The organism is Caballeronia sp. BR00000012568055, assembly GCF_029439455.1.
In the GTDB taxonomy this organism is placed as follows: Bacteria; Pseudomonadota; Gammaproteobacteria; order Burkholderiales; family Burkholderiaceae; genus Caballeronia.
In genome coordinates this window covers 1-20,673 of sequence record NZ_JAQFVG010000323.1, presented here as the reverse complement: position 1 = coordinate 20,673, position 20,673 = coordinate 1, and the positions used below count along the sequence as shown (strand labels likewise).

The 20,673-nt window shown below is 62.9% G+C and carries 14 protein-coding genes; all 14 read right to left on the bottom strand.

The window, feature by feature from the left end:
- Positions 1 to 105 precede the first annotated feature (105 nt).
- Positions 106 to 507, bottom strand: coding sequence for a PAAR domain-containing protein (locus P7F28_RS26805; RefSeq protein ID WP_277187875.1), 402 nt, complete (start codon positions 505 to 507; stop codon positions 106 to 108).
- 195 nt (positions 508 to 702) lie between these two features.
- Complete coding sequence (locus P7F28_RS26800) at positions 703 to 4,575, bottom strand: type VI secretion protein IcmF/TssM N-terminal domain-containing protein (RefSeq protein ID WP_277187873.1); 3,873 nt, start codon at positions 4,573 to 4,575, stop codon at positions 703 to 705.
- Positions 4,572 to 5,279, bottom strand: a complete 708-nt coding sequence (locus P7F28_RS26795) for a DotU family type IV/VI secretion system protein (protein ID WP_277187871.1) — start codon at positions 5,277 to 5,279, stop codon at positions 4,572 to 4,574. The genes P7F28_RS26800 and P7F28_RS26795 overlap by 4 nt, the downstream gene beginning before the upstream one ends.
- Before the next feature lies 1 nt (position 5,280).
- Entirely contained in the window at positions 5,281 to 6,672 is a 1,392-nt protein-coding gene (tssK, locus tag P7F28_RS26790; RefSeq protein WP_277187869.1) for a type VI secretion system baseplate subunit TssK, read from the bottom strand.
- Positions 6,673 to 6,724: 52 nt separating this feature from the next.
- Positions 6,725 to 7,435 (bottom strand): type VI secretion lipoprotein TssJ, encoded by a 711-nt coding sequence (locus P7F28_RS26785; protein ID WP_277187867.1) that lies wholly within the window; start codon positions 7,433 to 7,435, stop codon positions 6,725 to 6,727.
- A 144-nt stretch (positions 7,436 to 7,579) separates the two neighbouring features.
- Entirely contained in the window at positions 7,580 to 8,362 is a 783-nt protein-coding gene (locus P7F28_RS26780; RefSeq protein ID WP_277187866.1) for a hypothetical protein, read from the bottom strand.
- A 17-nt stretch (positions 8,363 to 8,379) separates the two neighbouring features.
- Positions 8,380 to 11,061, bottom strand: a complete 2,682-nt coding sequence (locus P7F28_RS26775; RefSeq protein ID WP_277187865.1) for a DUF2169 domain-containing protein — start codon at positions 11,059 to 11,061, stop codon at positions 8,380 to 8,382.
- 3 nt (positions 11,062 to 11,064) lie between these two features.
- Positions 11,065 to 13,974, bottom strand: coding sequence for a type VI secretion system tip protein TssI/VgrG (locus tag P7F28_RS26770; RefSeq protein ID WP_277187863.1), 2,910 nt, complete (start codon positions 13,972 to 13,974; stop codon positions 11,065 to 11,067).
- A gap of 57 nt (positions 13,975 to 14,031) precedes the next feature.
- Positions 14,032 to 14,427 carry a DUF4150 domain-containing protein gene (locus P7F28_RS26765; RefSeq protein ID WP_277187861.1) on the bottom strand — a complete coding sequence of 132 codons (396 nt, stop codon included), beginning with the start codon at positions 14,425 to 14,427 and terminating at the stop codon, positions 14,032 to 14,034.
- Between the two features lie 10 nt (positions 14,428 to 14,437).
- Positions 14,438 to 15,106 (bottom strand): DUF3540 domain-containing protein, encoded by a 669-nt coding sequence (locus tag P7F28_RS26760; protein ID WP_277187860.1) that lies wholly within the window; start codon positions 15,104 to 15,106, stop codon positions 14,438 to 14,440.
- Positions 15,107 to 15,153: 47 nt separating this feature from the next.
- Entirely contained in the window at positions 15,154 to 16,146 is a 993-nt protein-coding gene (locus P7F28_RS26755) for a pentapeptide repeat-containing protein (protein WP_277187859.1), read from the bottom strand.
- A 146-nt stretch (positions 16,147 to 16,292) separates the two neighbouring features.
- Positions 16,293 to 18,932 carry a type VI secretion system ATPase TssH gene (tssH, locus tag P7F28_RS26750; protein ID WP_277187857.1) on the bottom strand — a complete coding sequence of 880 codons (2,640 nt, stop codon included), beginning with the start codon at positions 18,930 to 18,932 and terminating at the stop codon, positions 16,293 to 16,295.
- Between the two features lie 27 nt (positions 18,933 to 18,959).
- On the bottom strand, positions 18,960 to 19,943 hold the full coding sequence (gene tssG / locus P7F28_RS26745) for a type VI secretion system baseplate subunit TssG (protein WP_277187855.1): 984 nt from the start codon (positions 19,941 to 19,943) through the stop codon (positions 18,960 to 18,962).
- Positions 19,907 to 20,673: type VI secretion system baseplate subunit TssF (locus tag P7F28_RS26740; RefSeq protein WP_277187853.1), on the bottom strand; the 767-nt coding region annotated here is incomplete at its 5' end. The genes P7F28_RS26740 and tssG, both read right to left, overlap by 37 nt.

Here is a 20,673-nt window from a genome sequence, read left to right as displayed (position 1 = left end):
TGCGTCGGGCCAGCGTCTGACCGTTCGAAGCGTACCAAGAAGAGGAACCGCCGAGCACGCGCCCCTGTGTCGTTGTCAAGTCACCTTTGGCGACTAACCGATCGGTCATGCAGCCCCCGCAGCGTAATCCGGCGCAACATAGCCAGGATCGAACAGACCAGAAATAACGCGACCGTGGCCGATAAATAGGCCCGCTCGTTCTTGAAGAGACTCGACAATCCGGTCGCCGTTGTTCAGGCTGCTACCAATCAACGCTACCGAACGATCAATGTTCACGGCTGCCGCGCCAGCGCCATTAATGATGGTTGTTTCGTTACCATCGTCATAGGTCACGGTATCGCCAACGCGCGCGAGTTGGTGACCCGCTATCGTCCATGTACCCGTTGCACGTGTGACACATTTGCCACGTTCTGTGAGCGAACCAAGTGTCGCAAAGAAATACTTCGTGCCATTCTCTAATGCAATTTTGACAGACGCTATAGATTCGTTATGCTTGTTATTTTCCAAAGACCCATCTCCAGCTTTTTGGTGCCACTCAGATTAGTGGTCAAAACAGCATAGCGGGCCTCTAACACAGTCTTGTCAAGAAATGTTACGTTGCGTTTGTTCAGCATGCCAAGGCCAACGCAAAGAAAGTTACCTCCCGCCGGGGAGGCGGCTACTGCATCAAAAGCACAACAACCAAAAGCAAGCACCGATAATTCAAATCCCAGTCATCAAAACCGAAGCCCCCTGCCCCCGCCAACACATCCCAACCGCCCCAGGCAACCCAACCTCACTCAAACTCACCGCCGCAGGCGAAACAGCCGGCGAAACAACAGCCAAAGCCGGATAAGAAGGCAACGGCGGCACCCCCGGCAACGGCGGATTCAACCCACCAAGCTGATCCGCGATACTCGCCTGCTGCCGCTGCGCCTGCGCATCCTGAATCTGCTGCTTCTGCTGCGCGGTAGTCTTCTGCAAGGCATCGTATTGATTGATGCTGCGCGCCGCATCGATCACCTGCTCACCGCCGGTAACGGCAAAGCTGACAGTCAACGATTGCACATTGAGCGCTCGCAACGCCGTTTCGCTCGCCGGAAAATCACTCGGCACAAACTGCCGCTGACCATCGACGAAATCCTTGAGGAAAGCCGCGACACCAAGAGGCCCCGCATAATTGCGATTGAGACTCAGATTACCGATCTTGATCTGCAAACGCACATCACCGCACTGCCCCGCCGTCCACGCAAAACTGGTGCTGACCGGAAAGTTGTAGTTATTCAGCGTCTGCACGCCCGATGCGCACTGCACCGTAAGAATCGTTGCGTACGGTTTGGCTTGCGCATCGGCGTTGACGTTGGTGGGCTGTGCCGTCAAGGTCAGCGGCACCGAAAGCGCACGGGCCGCATCGGCCTGAGTCTTCGCAGCGGCCAGCGCGCGATCGAGTTGATCGAGTTGCTGTTGCGCATCGAGTTGCGCGCGCTGCGCCTGCAATTGCTGCGCTTGCTTGTCCGCCGCCGTGCGTGCGACGGATTGCGCCTGCGCCACTTGCCGGCCGTACGCGCCGTTGAGCATCGGCACGAAGGATGACGTGAACGGCACACGGAAGCCTTGGGTATCGACGATATCGTAGCGGCTTGCATTGCGCACGAGGAACGGCTTGGCCGCGCCATCCGCGAAGGCCCACACCGCGCCTTTCGCGCCGAACAACTGGTCGATGGCCGCGCTCTTGTCCGTTGCGCCCTGCAACGGGAACACCACGCCCGATTCCCAATCGTGCTGCAATTCGCACGATGCCTGTTGTTCGATATACGACGCGATGAAATCGAACGGACCCCGAATCAATCGCCATGTCAGCAGGTCCGAGCCATCGCCGGTGCCGATCAGTCCGCGCAACTGCGTCAGCGGCTGGAGTACGCTCATCATCTCCGACGGCTGCGCCTGCGCGCTCGACGTGTACTGCTGATAATCCGCCGCGAGCTGATAAGCCTTGCCGCTGCCCGTGCTGCTATCGATCGCAAGTTTGTTCAGGTTGGCTAAATATTGCGTGGTCGCATCGACCGCGCCGAGGTTGTTCGCGACCGTCTGGCCGCCGCGCTGCGGCGCGCCCGCGAGCACATCCTTGATCGCCGATGCGCCAACCGCGTTGATCGCACCCGCCATTTTCACGGCCTGATTCGCCGCGCCCATCCGCGTCGCCTGTTCGCGCACTTGCTGGAACTGGCGCGCAAGCACCAGCCAGCCGGGCAGCGGCGCATCGGCGCGTTCGCCTTCGAACTCTTCGCCCAGACGCGCGATCAAGCGGAAATACGGGCTTGCCGGACCACTGACGATACCCAACGCCGAACGCCATCCCGCTTCGCCCGAATACGGCACCGGACTGCTCGTGAAGCCTTCGACGAAGTTTTGCCACGCCGCCACGCGCTGCGTGCGATACCAGCCATCGAAGGCCGTGCGTTGTTTATCGAATTGATCTGGATCGCTAACTGAATCGCGAATCTGCTTGGCCAACGCGTCGAGCGCCTGTCGGCCTGCGACGGTGTACGCCGCGGCCACGGTCGCGCCCGATGCGCTCGTCCCCGTCACGCTGCCGGTCACGCTGCCCCGAGCCGTACGTGCGTTGATATCGGTCGATACGCTTCCGCCCCAGAAATCAGCGATACGAACCGGCGCGACCGAACCATCGTCCGGAACGAGTCCGACCAGCCAGGTCAGTTGCGGATCAGCGGCGACGGCCTGATCGAGCATCGTGCGCTGATCTTTCAGACGATCGCGCAGATAGGCTGCATCGGCAGGCGACCAGACAAGATACGAGATCGTCAGCGGATTGAGTTGCGCATTCAGTTGCGCGGGATACAGCGGCGTGGAAACGGGCTGCGGCATCGCTTCGAGCGCGGTGCGGCTGGCACCATCGAGACGCGCCTGCAACAGCGAAATCGAGCGCGCCAGATTCAACAGTTGTCGCGCCTGTTCCACCGGCTGTCCCGTCTGACTCGCCGACATCAACGCCATCTGCTGACTCTGATCGGCGGCAGGCTGGATCGCCTGACGGAACTGCTGCACGAACACTTCATGCAGGCGCGTTTCGAGCGCGGCGAGTCCCGCGCCATTGCCAAGCAGTCCCGACATCCAGCGCCGATCGTTCTGCGCGACCTGAATGAGCACGTCGTTCGAATACGTGAGCGCGGCGGCATCGTGGAACAGGTTGCCGTTGAGCGCGACCTGATCGGGCCGCGCGCTGCGCACCATATCGAGCGTTTGCTTGTTGCCCGCAAATGATACGGACAACAGAATAGTGGCCACTGCGAGCAGCAATATCCACGCGACGATACCCACGCTCTGCGTGACGCGCCGCCAGTGGTGCACCAGCACCGTCGGCTTCGCCGCATGCCGATCCTGCGGCAGAATGCGCCCGAAGAAATCGTGCAGAAACACGCCCGCCGTATTGCTCGCGTGCGCAGGCGTGGCGGGCAGCACGGAACCCATCAGCGCGGACATCGCGCCGCCTTCTTGCTGGCCGCTGGAAAAGAAGATGCCGCGCAACAGCGGACGTTCGAGATACGGGCTGTCGGCAAGGCAGGTGCCGAGGAACATCGTCAGGCCCGCGCGCAATTGTTCCAGTTCGTTCGGGAACGTCAGCAGTTCGGGCGATGGCTGCGCCGTGCGCGACACCAGCGCTAGTCGCAAGGCCTGCAAACGCGCGCCGATCGAATCGAATGCGCGCGAGACGAAGGCGCTTTCACCCGACTGGCTCGTGTCGCTTTCTTCTGCGAGATAGCCCATGGCCTGATCGAGCGCTTCGGCAGGCAGCGTTTTCGCCCACTCTTCGAAGCCGTACAGACGATCGCACTTGGTCACCAGCACATACACCGGAAAGCGCTTGCCGAACATGCGAATCAATTGTTCGATACGCGCCCGCACGATGCGCCCTTCATCGGCAAAAGTATCCGCGTCCGGCGACATCAAACGGTCGGCGCTCACCGCGAGCACGAGGCCGTCCAGTCCTTCGCGCGGACGATATCGCCCGAGTAAATCGAGCCCGAGTTCCCACTCGCGCCTGTCCTGCTCGATATCTTCGGACTGCACATAACGTCCCGCGCAATCGATCACCACCGCGCGGTCGAAATACCACCAGTCGCAATTGACCGTCTGACCGATGCTCGCCTGCTGGCTGATCTTCTGTATCGGCGATGACAACCGCGCGCGCGTAAGTGCCGTAGTCTTGCCCGTACCCGATTGCCCGACCACCATGAACCACGGCAGCGCATAGAGCGGATCGCCCTTGCTGCGCAGATTCGACTGGCGCAGCGTGGCGATCGCGGTCTTCCATTTGCGGCGCAACAGCGTCTCCGGCGACTCCGCCGCTACCGCGACATGAAGCGCCTTGCTTTGCTTCGCAAGCCGGCTGCGCGATCGCATCATCACGATCATTCGACGTACGAATAAAGCGAAGAAGAACAGCGCAAACACGCCGACGAAAATCGCCAGAGCGACCCACAACGGCCAGCCGAAATAGAGCACGACGCCCCAACTGATCAGTCCTACTACGATCAGCGTCAACAGCCAAAGTAATACGGTGCCCAGCGTTTTCATAGATGGATCTGCGCCACGAGCAAGTCCACCGACTGCGCGACGACCGTGTGATACACGCCGTACAACGCCGCCAGCAGAAACAGCGGTAACAGGATGGCCGCGATCTTGCCGCACGACAAATGCGATAAACGCGTAAAGCGCGTGGCAAGACGGGTGCGCGCGGTGCGGCGCGACGAAGGCGCTTCATCGCCGGCGACGTCGTAGCCGTCGGGAAACAGAAACGCCCGCGCCGATGCGCCGAGTTGATCGGCTTCGGGCAGCAGCATCGCAAGATTGGTGCGGCGGATATCGGTGAGCGTCTTCTGGTTGCGGTCGTACGCATAACGCCCGCCGAAGCCGAGCGCCAGACACATGAAGAACACTTCGCGCACCGGCAATTGCGTGGGCGTGAGTTGCGCGAGACGGTCGTAGAACAGCACGCCCGCATTGCTCACGTTCGCATAACGGCGTTGCAGCAGATGCCGCTGCCATTGCGCCGCGCCGTCCCAGCGCGTGGTCAGCAACAGTTCGTCGGCCCAGGCGCTGAAAGCGAACAGCGCTTCGTCGATATCGGCCTGCGATACGCCCGCGTCATGCGCACGTTGACGCGCCGCCGCGATGGCCGCATCGAGTTGAACGGTGAGGCTGGCGGCATCGCCCGATGGCGACTGGGCGAACGCGCGGACCTGCGCAAACAGCGGAATCAGATGGTCGGCGAGAATCATGCTATCTCCGCAGCACGACGATTTCCGCGCGCAAATCCTGCGGCGCGTCCGGCCATTGCAGCGCGATATTCTCGTCGCGCTCGACCGCGTCCCACAAATCGCTCACTTGTTCGATCCGGAAATAATTCGACGATGCGCGTCGCGGCATGCCTTGCGGCGCGTTCGGCATATGGATCAGTTCGAGTCCCGGCAACGCGTGCGCCACGAGACGCGTGACATCGGCGGCATTGGCGAGACGCGCGTCATGCAGCGCGCCATCGACCACTTGCGCGGACGGCTGCTGATCCGTGCGCAACACCAGATAAAAGCGATTGCGCCGATCGAAAAACGCGCGCGGCAGATCGCCCGCGAACATGCCATCGCGATACTCCAGCACCGCGAGATGTTCCGGCCCGATGGCGATTTCGCCCAGCAGAAAACCGATCAGCGCCTGTGCGCGCGAGAAGCAGTTCCACAGGTCGGTGTGATCGTAAGCGGGCAGACCGGGCGTGCCGTCCTGCGCGTCGCCGAGCATATCGAAGCGTTCCGAAAAAGCGCTTAGTTCTCCGACTAAACTGCGCAATTCGCCATACACGTGCCACGGATGCACGTTCGGCGTCTGCGTCAGATGCACGAGCCGGGGCGCTGCGCGCGACAGCGTGCGCATGGCGAGCAGCAGCGTCATATAGCCGGGATCGAACTCGGCTTTCTGCAATTCGCGCGGATTCTTGAACTCTTGCAAATGATGCGCGCGGCCAACCACATCGTCACGAATCTCGCGGACGATGCGCAACAGCGCGTCCGAGCCGGACAGCGCATAACCCGGCGCGATATAGCGCTCCGATAACGTCACCGTATCGCCGATGCGGGCGAGTTGCGCGATCGGAATCAGATCGTACTGCGCAAGATTGGCGGTCTCGCCTTCGAAGAAAATCTTCAGCACGTGCAAGAGCGTGTGCACGGGCGCGGCGGGACCGTCCGAATGCAGATCGGGGACGCTTGCGGCCTGTTCGAGACTGGCGAAGCGCGTCTGCACGTTGGCGGCAGCATCGGCGGAATCGCACATCGTCACGTTGTTGCCTTCGGCGGCGAACTTGCGCACGCCGAGATAGACGGTCAGCGCGCGCCCTTCACCGATGGAAGCGGCATCGAACGAACGCGGCGCAAGCACCGCGTTGCCCGGATATTCCACGTAGGTGCGATCCGGAAAGATCAGCCGCGCCGAACGCACTTCAATGGTCTGACTGGCGATTGCGCCGGTCGCGAGTTCGAGCGCGCCCGCGCCCCAGAAATGCGGCAAGCCCGTCTCGAAGACAGGCTTGTTGCGGAACTGTTCGTGCAGCGACGCAAGCTGAAAATGCTGCGGCTGCATGAACATGCCCTGATACCAGTAAATGCCCTTGTTATGGTCCATACGATGCAGTTCGATTCGATTCGCCAGGCTGATGTTTTGATGTTCTGAGGTGCTAGTTGCTGAGCTTGCGCAACGGCGTGTCCTGTGTGTTCGCGGCCCCGACTACGCCGCTGGCGGCATTGGCCGTGCCGGTCAAACGAATTTCCTTGCCGCCGCCTTCGAGTTGCTGCGCCCGCGCGATGGTCGCGGCATCGAGTGCGCCGGGTTGTATCTCGGCGTTGAGAATGCCCTGCGCGCCCAGATTCAGCCGCACCACGAGCGGTCCGGGCAATTTGGTGTGCGTGCGGAAGATAAAGCCCTTCGTTTGCGTAATCACGGGCACGTCGAACTGGCGCACCGCGTTGGTCACGCCGAACTGCGCGTAGCCGGTGGCGAGACCAATCGAACGCGTGTTCTGCGCGCGATCGAGAATCAGATACGAATGCTGGCCGGGCGCAACGACATAGCGCGAAAACTGCGCGAAGGTCGGCGGAACCTTGCCGGTGGACATGGTTTCGATCAGCGTGTTCGGGTCGGCGGAGAGAGTGCGGAAGGTCTGCGCATCGGCGGTTTCGTAGACGCCGAGCAAAAGCGTGTGCGACTGGCCGTCGTACTGATTCAGGCCCGGATCGGCGACGATCTCGAACACCACGGCGTCGGTCGCGTAGCTCCAGTTGACATCGGCGAGCGGGTCTTTCGGCGGCGCGCTGCCGCATGCACCGAGCACGAGCGTCACGCCTGCCGCGCACGTCAGTGCGAGCCATCGTCCACATCGTTCAATCAAGCGTCCGCGCGCTGCTACCGCCCCTTCCATTGCCGATGCCCCTTCAATTTGCCGTGGTGCCATTCTGCGGAAAAACGGTCCACGCTCATGCGGCGAACAAGGGCTGATTTCCTGCGTTATTCGGCGTTATTCGGCGCCGGCGTTTCAGGAGAGCCGAAGGATCGTGGCGCTGGCTTCGCTGTCGTCGGTATAGGGCATGAACAGCATCGATTCGGGCACGCCTTTCACGCGCGCGTAATAAACATCGTCGGGGCCGAGACGATTGCGCACCGCCCACGCGCCGAATTCGCGTTCACCGACCTGCACCGTCAGCCCTTCCTGCGCGTATTCGAGCACGGTCTTTTCCGGCAGCTTGCCGCGCGGGCCGACCGCCTGAAAGTCGATGCGCGCGCCGCCGCCATGAACGCCGAACACCACGCCCTGCCATTCGCCTTCACGCGGACCGATGGCGTACCACTGGCCGAGTTGTTCCTCACCGACCACTTCGAAGCGGTAATCGATCGGCTCGCCCGGCTTGACGAGATTCGCGCGTGCGACCATTTTCGCAGGCCACACGGCGTTGTTTTCCGCGAGCACGGTGGCGTTCGCGAGCATATGGGGCGCGGATTCGACGCCTGCCGTACCGGACAGCACGATCGGAAAGCCCTGGCCGCGTGCTTCGCGCAGACTCGCGGCGAATACCGACAAGCCGTATCGGATCGATGGTTTGGCGAGCGAGGCTTGATCCGCGAGGATGAGCCAGAGGTCGGCGCGGGCCGCGTTCAGTGCGTCGAGACCTGCGCGCCAGGCGAGCTTTTCGGGGTCATCGACCCAGAAGTGGCCTTGCGTGGCCAGGCCGTAGCGCTTGAGCAATTGCGACAGGGCGGCGACGCGCGCGGCGTCTTTTTCTTTATCGAAAGCGGTGATCCAGACGGTTTTGGTGCTCATGCCCACATCCTTTCTTCTCAGACGACCGGTGGCCGGAATTTGAGTATCGTGCGCTCGATATTCGAGCCTTCGACGGCGGCGAGCGTCGGTTGCGTTTCGTCGAAATTGACGCCGTAGAGATTCGCATGCGTGAGCCGCGTGCCATCGAAGCGCGCCTTGCGCAACGAGCCTTTGAACAGATTGATGCCGCTCAGATCGGCACCGCTGAGGTCGGCCTTCGCGAACTTCGCGCCCTGCGCCGAGGCGCGCCGGAAGATGGCCGTCACGGCTTGCGCATCGCTGAAATCGGCGTGATCCAGCAGCGCGCCCGCGAAATTCGCGCCGCGCAGTTGAGCACCTTGCCAGTTCGCGCGGCTAAGGTTGGCATCGGCGAATTGCGCGCCGTCGAAACAGGCCGACTGCGCACGCGATCCCGCGAGGTTCACGCCGGTGAACTGGGTCTGCTGCGCCTGCGCGCCGTGAAAAACCACTTGCTCGCAGTTGCTGCCTTCGAACACGCCGCCGCTCAGCACGCTTTCGCGGAACGTCGCGCGATCCAGCGAGGCGTGGCGAAAGTTCGCGCCGGTCAGATCGGCGGCATCGAACTGAGTCTCATGGACCTGACATGCCGATGCGTCGATGCCCGCCATCTTCGCCTGGCTGAATTGCGCGCGATCGAGCCGCGCCTCGCCCAGGCGTGCGGCGCTGAAATCGGCCTTCGAAAAATCACCGGCCATCAGTTTTGCCGCGCGCAGATCGGCCTCGGCGAATTTCGCGCCGCCGCCGCTCGTTTCGATCAGTTCGGCGCGTTGCAGATCCGCGCCGCCGAAGTCGGTCTCCTTGAGCAAGGCTTGCCTGAACTTCGCGCCCTGCAGCGTGCTTTTCGCGAACGACGTCTTTTCGAGCAGCGCCGCCGAAAAATCGGCACCGGACAAATCGAGCGCGGACAGATCGATGCCTGACAGGTCGTAGCCCGCGAGGCTCTCGCCTGCCGCGTGCCGTGCGATCACCTGCTCGCGCGTGAGTTGCGCGATGACCGGTTCGGGCAACGACGGGGCGGCCAATTCAGGCGCGGACGGCATGTCGGGCGTCTTCGGCAACGCGGCCAGCGCGGCGAGCGCGGCCGGATCGATCGCCGGTAGCGGCGTGCCCGGCGCGGGCAGCGCCGCGAGGTTGGCGGTCGCCGGATTCGACGCCAGCCATCCGGGCACTTCGGCCTCGGTCATACCCGCCTTCTTCAGCATTTCGCGCGTGGCGTCCTGCATCTTCGCGGCCATCGCCGGCAATTCGGCGAGACTCGGCTCAGGGCCCGGTTCGGCGGCTTTCAGGAGCGGCGCGAGGTCGGCATCGGTGAGGCCGTGCGTTTCCATGAACGCGCGGGTGCGCGCGTTCTGCGCCGCCGTCATGCGTTCGATCTCGGCGAGGCTTACCGGAGCGGGCGGTTCATCGACTTTCAGGAACGGTTCGAGATCTTTCGATGTCAGGCCGTGCTTGCTCATGAAGGCGTCGGTCTGACGGTTCAGATCGGCCGTCATCGATTCGACCTGCGCCAGTTCTTGCGCCGCTTCCTTCGAAATGGGATTGGGCACCGCGGGCAGCTCGGGCATCTCGGGCGCTGCCGGCAACTCGGGCGCAGGCGCAGCCGCTAAAGCGACAGGTTCGGCGGGCGGCGTATCGACGGCTTTTTTCAGGCTGTCGAACAACTGGTCGCGGTAGTGCTCGAACGACAACGGCGTCGATGCCAGCGTTTCCCACGCGCCCAGCATATGCGTGACATCGCTTGCATCGGAATCAGTGACGGACGCCAGCGCGCGATACAGCACGATCCCGCAACCGAACTCGGGGAACAGCCACACGGTTTCCGGCCGCGCTTCGACTTCGCGGACCATCGGCTGATCCGAACCCGGCACCGGACCGTACACGAAGCAACGGGCGCGCAAGCCCGGCAGGCGACCCTGCAACAGCGGCCGCCGCGCATCCATGCCCTGAATCTCGAACGGCTCGTCGCCTTTGAAATAACCCGACGCAAGCCACTGATCGGACGGCGCGCTCATAAAGAACTGCTGGCGCGTATCGGCGGGAAGATGGGGCCAGTCGGTCGCGACCCAGCGTTCATCGCACGTGCCGAGATACTTGCGCCGCTGCGGCGACATGATGTCGGCGGCCCAGAAACCCGCCGCGTCCGGACGATCGCCGCGTCCCAGCATGCGCTGCGTTTCGTATTCGACATTGGGCAGCGCGTGCTTCGTGCCGCCATCCTGCGCCGCCGATGCCACGCCCTTGCCCAGCGGATTCGCCGCCCAGTCCGCGCCGCCGAACGCGGTCTCCGGCGTGATCGGCATGCGCGCATACGGCACCGGCCTCGACACCATCCCGCCGATCCCGAAGTGCCGGTCGCCGCTGACGATCAGCGATTTCGACAGCCCGCCCACGCGCGCGCTCACGCGCATCTGCTCGACTTCGGCACCGTGCGGGGCGCAGGCCGCGCCATACACGAGATATTCACCGGCTGGCTTCGGATAGCCCTGATCGAGAATCCCGTTCTGGCCGAGCGCCTGCGCGACCAGCGGCCAGACTTCGTTCTCCGGCACGAGACCTTCGATGCCACCGGGCGTATCGAAGCGGAAACACGCCATCAGACTCAGCGCGAGGGAATCGCGCCGGGCGAAGCGGAAGGCGCGGTAGAGCAGCGCCATATCGAGCGGTTTGAAGACTTTCATCGATTAACCAAGCTGGATCAGTTTGCCGGTGCAGGCCACCCATGAATCGGCGTACAGCAGCAAGGAAGCGCCGCTCACGGTCGCCGGTCCGAGGCCGCGCAGGACTGCTTCGCCCGCGCCGTTGATGACCACATCCGCCGTGGCGCGCACCGAGACGGACGCGCCGCTCAGGCTCGCCGCTGCCACCGCCTCCATCGACAACTCGCCCGCCGCTTCCACGCTAACGGCCGGGGCCTTCACCGTCGCCGTGGCGATGCCCGTCACCGACACATCGCCGCCCGATGCCTCCAGCTTCGACGGCGTCGCCAGCGAGATGCCGCTGGCGCTCAGATTCGCCTTCGCGGCAGCGCCATCCGCCACGGCCATCGCAATACCCATCGACGTCATCGTGACCTTCGAGAGCGCGCCCTTCGGACCCACGTTCAAACCGATATTGCCGGTGATGCCGAGATCGCTCGTGGACATCGCGATCTTCGCGCCCACGCCTTCCAGCCCCACGCCGAGATTGATACCCGTGCTGCCGAGCGTGGCGTTGCTCACGTAGGCGGCTTCCGTGTTCAGCGTGGTGGCGAGCGAGCGCGCCGCATACTGCATGAAGCCATACACGCCGAGCGCCTCTGCGCCGCCGAGCGCGTACTGCGCATCCAGCAATCCGGTGGTGTTGGGCGTCCACGCGCCGTCCTTGGCTCCTGCAGCCTGATACGCCTTATAGGTCGATGAAATCGCCAGCGCCGCCTGCGCAGCAAGCGCGGTACTGGCCGCGATCTTGACGCCGGTCTTGACCGCGTTCACGGTCACCGTGACCGGCGGCATCTGACCGCCGGACAGCGTCACTTTCTCCACCGCGCGCTGGTTCTGCTTTTGATTCAGCGTGATGCCCGTCGAGTCGTCGATCGTCAATGACTGCACCGAAGGCGACAGCCAGCTTCCCGCGCCCGCTGCGCCCGCCGCCGCCCCGATCCCGGCACCGGCCACCGCGCCGCCTATACCGGAGATAACGCCGTTCGCGACCGGCGATCCGCCGTCGCTGGTCGAGGTCGCGCCGAGCGTTGCGAGCGCCGCGCCACCCGCCGCAGCTCCCGCCAACGCGCCTACCACGGCAGGCTTGGGCAGTCCGGCGAGCACGCCGTTCCACGTGATGCTCATGCCCGCGGACATCGCCAGCGTCGCGCCTAGCGTGGCGTTGTTGTTGACCGCCGCCGTCAGCGTGGTCGCCGTACCGACCGTCAGCGTGTTCTTGCCGCCGACGCTGGTCGCGTTGGACGTGCCGAGCGTCACGGTTTCGCTGTTGCCCGCCGTGCTGCTCCAGATGCTGCCGCCGCCTTTCGGATCGATCGAACCGAGGCCGATGGTGCTGTTATGGAACGGCGAGTGCAGCCACATGACTTCCTTGCCCTGGCTGTCGCCCATATGCAGCAGATTGCCGCCCGCCGTGTTGATGCGGTTCTCGTGCGCGCTCGCCTGTTCGACCACGCTCCGATTCTCCGAATTCGGCACCGCGCCGACGATCACCGGCCGGTCCGGATCGCCATCGGTAAAGGACAGCAGCACTTCAGCGCCCTTGTGCAGCGGAAAGTGCATGCCGTGGTCGCTGCCCGCATAAGGCGTCGCCATGCGCACGCGCGCCGAACCCTTGTTGGGATTCTTGTCGGTCAGATCGAAGGGCAACTGCACCTTGTACTGGCCGAACTCGTCGAGTTCCGCGTACTGGCCCGAACCCTCGCTGTCGATAAACGCCGTCATCGTGCCGGCCACGCGCGGCTTCGATGTCGTGCGCGGCGGCCGGGACTGCACGCCTGCGGGAATTGCCCGGAAGCTGTTCCGATACGACGTCTCGCCGCCCGCGCCGCCCGTGCTGTACGGACTATTGACGCCCGCCAGCAGCGCGCCCGCCTGCGTGCCGCGATGATGGATCTCGGTGACGAGATACGTATCGTTGAAATCCTGACGATAGTGGCCCGCGAGCCGTGCGAAGTAGCCGCTGCGCAAGCCGACCGCGCTGGCCTCGCCCGAAAACACCCGGCCCTGGCAGACGATCTCCTGAGCGCGCAGCTTTGCATAGCGGCGGCCTTCGGTCTCACCGCGAAAATTCTCGCCGTACAGCATCACTTGTCCCAGACCGTCGTCGGACACGCTCTCGACGATCTTCAGCGGCACCGACGCCTTGCGGTGATTGAACTCCTGCAGGATCACCTCTTTGGGCAAGGGCTTCTGACGGCTCACGAAGTCGCGCACCGAGCGGCCGGACACGCCGGTGTCCATCTGGTCGTCCGGGCGATAGTCCACGTCCACCGTATTCGCGTCGTGCATGATGCGGTCATCGACCACGATCAGCTTGCCGCCCGCGTCGTGATCGAAGTAGTAATACATGCCTTCGTTTTCGAGCCAGCGCGACACGAAATCGAGATGCGTTTCCTCGAACTGGCACACGAAGCTGCGCGGCCGGTACGCGCCATTGCGCTCGAAATCGCCGCTCAGTCTGAACGCGTAGTCGTTATCGGTGAGCTGGCTGTTTTTCAGCACGCGTTCGAGCGTGGCCGAAATCGGCATTTCGTCGAGATACACCTCCGAGATGCGATACAGCGACAGACGCCACAGACGCGGCACCAGCACCGCGCGATAGAACACGTAGCCATCGGCGCGATGCAACTGATCGAACTCGGCCAGCACGCCGTGATACGGCACGCTGTCGCGGCCATCGGGCGGATAGATCAGGAACGTCGCCGGATGCCTGAGCATGGCGTCGAAATCGATCGATGGATCGTCGGACACCAGCGTCAGCGTGAAGCGGAACGGTTGCGAGATCGCCTCGAAGCCTTCCATTTCGACGACGGCGAATTTGCCGGCATCGTGCGCGGCGGATCGGAAGTCGAAGCGCCGATTCGCGAGTACCTTGTCAGTCAGTGCGTTCACAATATTTTCCTTGTAACTGGTCGTGCGCCGGTTCAGGGCGACGGGCGCGAGCCGTTCTCAGCTCATCACCATGACGATGGCCTGGCTCGGCGCCAGCACCGAGCCGACGATATTTCCTTCGTTGTGCTCCGTCATGTCGCCGAGCCGCACGGCGGGCGCGCCTTCGAGCATCACGCACAGGCTGCCGAGCGGAAACGCGACCGGTCCCATCACGCGGCCCGACACGATGCCGCCCGCCACGCCCGCCTGATCGCCGTCGCTCATGGAAATCTGCGAGGCGGTCGTGAGCGCGGGCATGCCGCTGACCATCACCTTGGTCGTGGCGGGATTACCCAGCATCGGCATGCCGATATTCGGGTACGGAATCGGGATCGGCGGCGCGGGCGGCGCGGGCGTCTTGCAGACGTCGGGCACGCCCATGCACTGCCCCGCCGCTTTGGTGACTGCGAACATAGTTGCTCTCCTAGCCCAGATCGATCTTTTCACCGTCGATACGCACCTGCCCTTCGGCCAGCACGCTCGCGTGTTGCGCGGTGATATGCAGCCGCTCTTCGACCTGCATACGCACTCGGCCCGCGCGCGTTTCGTCGATATCTTCGGTCCAGCGGAAACTCGTGCGCGCCTTCTGCACCAGCCGGCCGACCGTCGAAGTGACCTGCTGCGCCACCGTCCGCACGATGCCCAGCCGCGCATCCGTCTCGCGGATCGATGCGTTCATGCGATCGAACGCCATCTCACCGACCACGCCTTCCACGGCCACGCGCGGCGCACCGATGCTCACCTCGCCCGTCGCGTTCATGCCGATGCGCGCGGCATCGATCCGCAAACCGCCTTGCTCCGCATGCAGCGCCACGCCGCCCGGCAGCAACAGTTCGGCGCTATTGGGCACGGCGCGCGCCAGCACGGCCAGCACGTAAGCCGCCACGTTCGCGCCGCCACGGCAGACCAGCACCGAGTCGCCGCAGTCCGGCGCGATAAGGCAGCTATCGGCTCGCAGCGCGCGTTCCGCGGAGCCATCGGCGGCGCTCAGGAAATACCACGGCCCCGCGCGCCCGGTCACGGTCGCATACACGAGACCGACGGCTTCCTCGTTGCCGGTTCGCATCATCGGAACCAGGTTGTTGTGCTTCATGATTCGCTCCGCTTATTCAATGCTGTGTTGCGTGCTCATTGCGTTTGTCATTGCGCGCGCCACTGTTCCGCCGCCAGCAGCGCTTCGTCCGTGCGATGCAGGCCGCTCAGATTCGCGCCGTCCCAGCGCGTGTTGTCCTGCTTCAGCGCGTGCCCGTTCGAACCGCTCAAATCCGCGCGCGAACCGTCCGCGCCGGACACATCCGCATGCGACAGATCGCAGTAGATAAACCGCGCGTTCTTCAGCGACGCCCGCTGCCAAACCGTCTTGCCCAATACCGATCGATCCCACTGCACGCCATCGGCGCGTGCGGTGGAAAAATCCGCGCCGCTCGCATCCGACATTTCGAAGCGCGCGCCTTGCAGATCCGCTTGCGCAAGCTGCGCGTCGAGCAGCGCCACGTACTGTCCTTTCACGCCCGCCAGATTCGCGCCGTCGAGCCGCGCGCCGATAAAGCTCGTGCGGTCCAGTGCGAGCGCGCCGAGATTCGCGCCCTGAAGCTGCGCGGCATCGAGAATCGTCATGGTCAGGTCGCAACTGCGCAGATCCTGGCCTTGAAGATTCGCGCCCTTCAGATACGCATTGCGCAAGGACGCGCCCGCCAGTTTCGCGCTGGCGAGATCGGTGTCCATCGCGGTCCAGCGGAACAGCGTGGCGCGTGAGAAATCCGCGCCGGTGAACAGGCAACCGTACGCATCGGCGCGGCCGAATTGCGCGGCGGTGAACGAACTGCCGGAACAATCGCAGGCATTGAAATGCGCGCCCGAAAAGTCCGCGCCGTCCGCATTCGCCGCGCGCAGATCGACCCGCGTGAACGTCGCGCCCGCAGCTTTTGCGCGCGTCAGATTCGCGCCTGCGAGATCGACCTGTTGAAAGGCCGCGCCCGCGAGCGTCGCGCCGGACAAGTTCGCGCCCTTCAGCAACACGTTCGTGAAACGGCTGCCGGACAAGTCATGACCCGACAGGTCGATGCCGCTCAGATCGACATCGGCGATATGCGGGTCACGGGCCAGCGCGTCTTTGAGTTGCTCTGGTGTCATTCGGCGTTCCTCTTATCTTGTCGCTTTCGTTCGCTTTCGTTCGCTTTCGTTCACGCTCGTTCGCTTTCTTGCTGACGTCAGTCTCGCTCGCCGCCGCTACCGCGCTGTTTCAAAAACCGGCGGCAGCGTTACGGATGTAACCGTCGTCAATCGACGAGGCGCACCACGAACTCACCGGTTTCATCGACATCGAGTTCGACGCCGCTCAGCGCCGCCTCGCCGCCCATATGCGTGAGAATTTCCTGCGACATCATCGGCAGAACCGTGCCACGCAAAATAAAGTCGATATTGCGTGCGCCCGTTTCCACTTCCGTGCATCGCGCGGCGATCTGCGCCACGACCGCGTCGCTATACGTGAAGCGCATCTTGTTGTTGTGCGCGAGCCGCCGCACGATCTTGTCCAGCTTCAGACGCACGATGCCCGCGAGCGCGTCCGTCGCCAGCGCGAAGTACGGAATCACCGTCATGCGCGCAAGCAGCGCAGGCTTGAAATGATTCGACAGAATCGGCCGCACGGCGGACAAGAGCGTGGCCGCATCGGGCTTGTCTTCACCCGCCGTCATTTCGGTGATGACATCGGTCGCGAGATTCGACGTCAGGAAAATCACCGTATTCGAAAAGTCGATTTCCTTGCCTTCGCCATCCGACAACATGCCCTTGTCGAAGACCTGATAAAACAGGTTCATCACATCGAGATGGGCCTTTTCCACTTCGTCGAGCAGCACGACCGAATACGGACGCTGACGCACCGCTTCGGCCAGCACGCCGCCTTCGCCATAACCGACATATCCCGGCGGCGAACCGATCAGACGGCTGACGTTGTGCTTCTCCTGAAACTCGCTCATGTTGATGACCGTGGTCGATTTCTCATCGCCGAACAAAATGTCCGCAACGGAAAGCGCCGTCTCCGTCTTGCCGACACCCGACGGACCCGCGAGCAGGAACACGCCCATTGGCTGCTCCGGATCTTTGAGGCCCGACTTCGCGGTCTTGAGCACTTCGGCGATCTGATCCATTGCATGATCCTGACCGCGAATGCGCGCCTTCAGCGTGTCCGCCATGCGCATGACGCTTTGCGCCTGATCGCGCAGCATCTTGCCGACCGGAATGCCGGTCCAGTCCGAAATCACGCGCGCGACCACGTCAGGATCGACATCGATATGCACCAGCGGTTGCGTGCCTTGCGCCGCCTTGAATGCTTCGGTAGCCGAAGTAATGTTCCGCGACAAGGTAATCAACCTATCTTCCGATGCACCCGCTGCCTTCGCTTCATGCCGCGCGGCGCGTGCATCGAGCAAGGCGCGCGCGGCTTCGCGCTGACGTTCCCACACGACGCGCAATTCATCGGCTTCGACGGCGTATTTCGCGAGTTCTTCATCGATCGCGCCGAGACGTTCGTAGTCCACCGGCTGCTGATTGTCGGCATCGCGTTGCAAGCCGTTTTTCTCGCGCTGCAAGGCCTGAATGCGGCGTTCGGTGTTTTCCAGCACGTCGGGTTTGGCGCTTTGCAAAACCTTCACGCGTGCGCAGGCGGTATCGAGCAGATCGACGGCCTTGTCCGGCAACTGACGGCCCATGATGTAGCGGCTCGACAATTCCGCTGCGGCCACGATGGCGTCGTCGCGCAGCACGACCTTGTGCACGTCTTCGTATTTCTCTTTGTGGCCACGCAAAATAAGCGTTGCGGTGGCGATATCCGGTTCATCGAGTTTGACCAACTGGAAGCGCCGTGCCAGCGCCGCGTCCTTTTCGAAGTACTTTTTGTATTCGGCCCACGTGGTTGCAGCGATGGTGCGCAACTCGCCGCGTGCCAATGCTGGTTTCAGCAAGTTGGCTGCATCGGAAGTGCCCGCCTGACCGCCCGCACCGATCAACGTATGCGCTTCGTCGATAAACAGAATGATCGGTTTCGCCGATGCCTTCACTTCGGTAATCACACCCTTGAGGCGATTCTCGAACTCGCCCTTCACGCTCGCGCCTGCCTGCAACAAGCCCATATCCAGACCGATGATGGTCACGTCCTTGAGCGAATCCGGCACATCGCCTTCGACCACGCGCAGCGCCAGTCCTTCGACCACCGCCGTCTTGCCGACGCCCGGATCGCCGACGCAGATCGGGTTGTTCTTGCGGCGGCGCGCGAGAATATCGACCATCTGGCGAATCTCGGCATCGCGTCCGAAGACCGGATCGAGCTTGCCCGCGCGTGCCTTCTCTGTGAAGTTTTCGCAGAAGCGCGCAATCGCGCTGCCGTCGCCGCTCGGCGATGCGGTGGCATCGGATACGCCATCGCCCAAGGCTTCGCGTGTGCCTGCTTCGACCGAGCCGCCACAGACGGCATCGAACGAACGCAGCAGCGATTCACGATTCAACGCGCGCAGCGGCGCGGCGTAATCGCCGGTTGCGTAATACGTCGGACGCGCGAGAAACGCGAGCAACACCGCGCCCGAACGAATGCGCGGCTCCTGCAGATCCACCGATGCGATCAGCCACGCATCCTGAAGCATTTCGAGCAATAGCGGCGAAAACGCGGGACGTCCCGCATTGCCGGTCTTCATCTGTTCGAGCGAGAGATTGACCGCACGCTGCACGAGCGCGGCATCGATATCGTGCTGACGCAACAACAGCGCGATATCGGCCTGATGTTCATCGAACAGTTTGACGAGCACATGCTCGACGGTGATTTCGTAATGACCGCGCGACACGCACAGACCGACGCCATCTTCCAGCGCCTGTTTGCAAAAGCCATTGAGGCGGCCCACCAGGGGCTTGAGTTCGACCAGCAGCATGATTGTTTTCCTCGTAGTCCTATGCAGTTAAAGCGCGTAGTGAACCCGCGTCGGCAGCGTTGCCTCGCCGGGATTGAGCCATGTGTCGAAGCCGAGACGCGACCACGCGCCGCGACCCGTGCGCGCGGCTTTGACTTCGTCGTGACGCAGTTGCAGTTCCACTTCGACATCGAGCGGATCGGTCAGATAGAAGCGTGTGAAAAAGCGCAGGCGCGCATGCGCGCTTCCGCCCGGCAGCATCTGATGAAACAGGGTTTGCGGTACATCGGCGAATTCGATGCGGATGGTGCTTTGGTAGTCGTCGATCTCGCTGCCGAGCCACGCGTCTTCGCCGAGCTTTCTTTCGCCCATGCCAAGTTGCCAACGCTGATCGGCGGGAATCGGCACGGCGCGCATCACGCCGCAGACCACGTTCACTTGCGAAGGTGCGAAGGCATCGGCGAGCAAGGTTTTGAGGCCTAGCGCCGAATGCGGACGCTGATTGAACAGGCCAGCATAACGCAGCAATTCGGCGCTGCCGGGCAGCAGATCGGCACGCATGTCGGCATCGTGCAGACCGACGAACGCATACAACTGATTGAGCGATGCCTCGTGCCGGTCTTCGACAATGCGCTGCTCGACGCGATACTTCGCCCACGCATCGAAAAGCAGCGGATACAGCGCGTGATGCACGATATCGAGGAAATCGCGCGTGACGTGATTGCCTTCGCGCTGTTCCTCGAACAGGTCTTCGGTGTAATACGTCGGCAGCGGCGAGGCCACGCCGTACAGGCCGAAAAAGTTCGCGGTGATGCGATAACCGCCTTCGGGCATCGCCTCGATACGGTCGATATCGTTCTCGGGAAAGCCCAGTCCGAGCCGCGGACGAACGCGCAGATTTTCCTGATTCAGGCCCGTGTGCCGGTCGTACAGACGCAGCAGCCGGATGGCCTGAAAGTACGAGTACTTCTCACCATTGGTGAGAAGTAACGCCTTTACAGCATCGGTTGTTGCCCGAGTCTCGGAGGCCATGTGAATACGGTGCCTGAAAGCGTGTCTTCGAGTTCGACGCGCGTGTAGGAATTGATGCCGGCGTAATCGCCAAAAAATCGCTCGAGCATGCAGCCGAAGAGATACAGGTCGCCGATCCCGGCGTAATGGTCCTCACGGCAACGAATACGAATCAACTGGCCGCGCTGCATGCCGCCACGGCCCACGAGTCGCGATTCACGCGTCGCAGTCACATCGACAATGCCTTCTATGCGGCGGCGATTCGACATTTCCGGCCCTTGCCGGCCGGTGAAAACATACAGCCCGAGCAGCTTGCGCAGATTGTCCGCATTCGCCAGCGAGAGCAGATTCAGCGACACATGCGAGAGCAGACACCACAGCAATTCCTCGCCTGCGGGCGGGTCCTGCGCAGGCGTGATCGCGCGGATATTGGTGAAACTCATCTGATCGGGCGACGTGCTGGTCGGCACGTTGATATCGCCCGGCTTCAATCCTTCGGGTAACGAACGATTCGTACACGTGACGCGAATCGACAAGGTCTCCGCCAGCGGCATTTCAGACGGCGGATAGTTCAGCGACAGATATACATCGCTGCCACGTTCGACGTTTGCGCGCTTGAGCGTGGTGCGATAGCTTAGTTGCGCGCCGCGTCCGTCGTGACGGAACATGCTGAACGGCTGATACACACGTTCACGCGCCTGACCTTGCTGATAGCCCACGACCTGATCGACCGAATAGATCTGAAAGTGCC

Coding starts and splice junctions, on each gene's coding strand:
- P7F28_RS26800 (WP_277187873.1), bottom strand. CDS start 4,575: ATGAAAACGCTGGGCACCGTATTACTTTGGCTGTTGACGCTGATCGTA.
- P7F28_RS26795 (WP_277187871.1), bottom strand. CDS start 5,279: ATGATTCTCGCCGACCATCTGATTCCGCTGTTTGCGCAGGTCCGCGCG.
- tssK (WP_277187869.1), bottom strand. CDS start 6,672: ATGGACCATAACAAGGGCATTTACTGGTATCAGGGCATGTTCATGCAG.
- P7F28_RS26780 (WP_277187866.1), bottom strand. CDS start 8,362: ATGAGCACCAAAACCGTCTGGATCACCGCTTTCGATAAAGAAAAAGAC.
- P7F28_RS26775 (WP_277187865.1), bottom strand. CDS start 11,061: ATGAAAGTCTTCAAACCGCTCGATATGGCGCTGCTCTACCGCGCCTTC.
- P7F28_RS26765 (WP_277187861.1), bottom strand. CDS start 14,427: ATGTTCGCAGTCACCAAAGCGGCGGGGCAGTGCATGGGCGTGCCCGAC.
- P7F28_RS26760 (WP_277187860.1), bottom strand. CDS start 15,106: ATGAAGCACAACAACCTGGTTCCGATGATGCGAACCGGCAACGAGGAA.
- P7F28_RS26755 (WP_277187859.1), bottom strand. CDS start 16,146: ATGACACCAGAGCAACTCAAAGACGCGCTGGCCCGTGACCCGCATATC.
- tssH (WP_277187857.1), bottom strand. CDS start 18,932: ATGCTGCTGGTCGAACTCAAGCCCCTGGTGGGCCGCCTCAATGGCTTT.
- tssG (WP_277187855.1), bottom strand. CDS start 19,943: ATGGCCTCCGAGACTCGGGCAACAACCGATGCTGTAAAGGCGTTACTT.